Source organism: Bradyrhizobium sp. (genome assembly GCF_019244115.1).
In the GTDB taxonomy this organism is placed as follows: domain Bacteria; phylum Pseudomonadota; class Alphaproteobacteria; order Rhizobiales; family Xanthobacteraceae; genus Bradyrhizobium.
Genome location: NZ_JAFATE010000365.1, coordinates 1 through 2312 on the forward strand (window position 1 = coordinate 1; position 2312 = coordinate 2312).

A 2312-nucleotide genomic window follows, 5' to 3' on the forward strand; every position below is an offset into this window, starting at 1 on the left:
ATTCAAGACTCCATCGCGATCCAGAAATACCGCGCGTGTTACCATTTCGTCGCCATGACCTGAAGCTTCGGATGTGAGACCAGGCAGTGCCACACGACCGCCTGGAATGCCTCCGAATGCGGGGTCACGCGCGATTCCGCCACGGTCGGCACCACCACCACGACATCACCGACCTGGCGGGTAAAGCCGCCGTCGCGGCCGACGACACCAAAGATCTTGAGCTTGCGGGCCTTGGCTTCCTTCACCGCCTCGACCAGATTGGGGCTGACATTGCGCTCCAGATTGCCGCCGCCGACCGAAAACACAAACACCGCGTCCTTGTCGTTGGCGCGGCTGACCTTGAGCCATTCCGAGAACACCGTGCTCCAGCCTTCGTCATTGGTGCGCGCGGTCAGCTCGGAGACGTTGTCGGTCGGCGCGTAGCTCTCGATCCCGCACAGTTTTCGGAAATCATTGACGGCGTGACCGCAATTGCCCGCGCTGCCGCCGACTCCCAGAAAAAAAAGCCGCCCGTTGCGTTCGCGCAACGCCGCGAGCTCATTCACCAGATTCTCGATCGCATCGGTCGGAATTTTCGAGGCGATGCTGGCAACTTCCTCGAAATAGGTCGCCGAATGTGTATTCGTCAAAGTCGCCCCCTCTCAATTCGTCAGACGCGGACGATCACTTGTCCGTCGCGCGAGCCTCGCGACACGCGGGCCGGTCCAATGCGGCACCTGCGCGTAACCCTCGCGTTCGGCGCGGAAACTAGTGAGCGACAGGCAGGCCGTCAACACGGTTGGCGGGTCGGCGATGTGGCTGCAGTGGACATCGCTGCAACCGGCCGTGCACAATGGGCCTCGACACGAGGCGACGCGGCCATGGCTCCGCGTATTGCCGGGCTGAACGCTGCGACCTATAATTCGGCCCCGTGGCAGAAATACCATGAGCGGCGCGGCGCGGGAGTATCTCTCATTTTCCAACTTTCCGAAGCGTCGACCGGGCAGCGTTGTCCATGATCAGGGTCATCCGGAAGGTGTCGTTCGGGCTGCGCACGCGTGGGCTCGAATACCTCTACCGCGCACCGATCAACGAGTTCCAGTATCCGCGCCTGGCCGCGACGCGGGCGCTGCGCCGGTTTGTCGTGTCGGTGGGAGACAGGCTGTCGTCGGGCCTGGCCGCTTCCGCGCACTGGCCGGAGGATGCTCTTCTCTTCGTTTACGACCTCGCAATCGCGCCGGTCACCTTCGATTTCGTTTCCTATCTTGCCGCGGCCGAGCTCAGCCGCCGTCGCAAGGGGCTCGCTCATATCGACGTCGTGTTCGTCGCCGGGCCTCACGAGGGGCTCCGCAAGGAGCAGCCCGAATACGAGGCCGAGGTCGACTTCGTGTCGCGAAACTGGCGGGTGCGCAACATGCTGGTGCCGGCCCTCAGCCTGCTGCCCAGTGTGCGTTCCCACGCGCTGTGCGCTTCGCGCGGGCAGGCCAGACAGCTGATCGCAGGCGTGGAACAGCAAACCTATCCGCCCGACTATCGCGTCGATCTGCCGTGTCTGCCCGCAAAGGCGTGGCTTCACGACATGGCCCGGGCGGACGGGCTCTGGCCAATGCTGAGGGCCGGCACGGCAGCGCGGCGCTACGTCAAATCTTATCTCGACAAGGTCGCCGGCGAGCGCCGTCCGCTCGTGATCACCTTGCGCAATTACGGCTTTGAGCGCCAGCGCAACAGCAGGACCGAGGACTGGATCGCGTTCGCGGACCGCTGCGACAGAGCGCGGTTCGCGCCGATCTTCGTGCCGGACGTCGGCGTCGCGATGACGACGGCGCCTGCGGACGTCGGAGATCACCCCATTTTCTTGCCCGCCTGCTGGAATCTGGAGCTTCGCATGGCCTTGTACGAGGCGGCCTGGCTCAACATCGGGATGATGCAAGGTCCCCTCGAATTATGCTGGCTCAACGAGAATGCGCGTTATCTGATCTTTCTACCGGCGGGCGGAGAAGCCGGCATTTCGGCCGACGCCCTGACCGAACAGGGCCTCCGCGTCGGACGCGACCTGGATTTTGCAACGCCCCACCAGCGCATCGTCTGGGAGGCGGACCAACTCGCCAACGTCGAGGCCGCATTCGCAAGCTTCAGCCGCACCTTGCCGGACAGGATGCCCGCGTAATCCATTGCCGCGGCCGCTCCCCAGCCCAGAGATGAACCGTGATTGACAAGCGCAAGCTTCAGCCGATAACAGCGGCCGGCACTCGGGAGGCCGCGATGGCGATCGATCCAAAAACTTCGGGCCTGAAGCCCCTGTCCATCAGCGCCGCCGAAGACATCTTCAGCGG

At 63.8% G+C, this 2312-nt stretch carries 2 protein-coding genes; one reads left to right on the top strand and one right to left on the bottom strand.

The features are described 5' to 3' along the window. Positions 1-38: 38 nt before the first annotated feature. Positions 39-629, bottom strand: coding sequence for an SIS domain-containing protein (locus tag JOZ76_RS16105; RefSeq protein ID WP_291699643.1), 591 nt, complete (start codon positions 627-629; stop codon positions 39-41). Between the two features lie 365 nt (positions 630-994). On the opposite strand from JOZ76_RS16105, the gene JOZ76_RS16110 reads away from it, so the two are divergent. Beyond that, positions 995-2146 carry a hypothetical protein gene (locus JOZ76_RS16110; RefSeq protein WP_291699645.1) on the top strand — a complete coding sequence of 384 codons (1152 nt, stop codon included), beginning with the start codon at positions 995-997 and terminating at the stop codon, positions 2144-2146. The last annotated feature ends 166 nt before the right edge of the window (positions 2147-2312 follow it).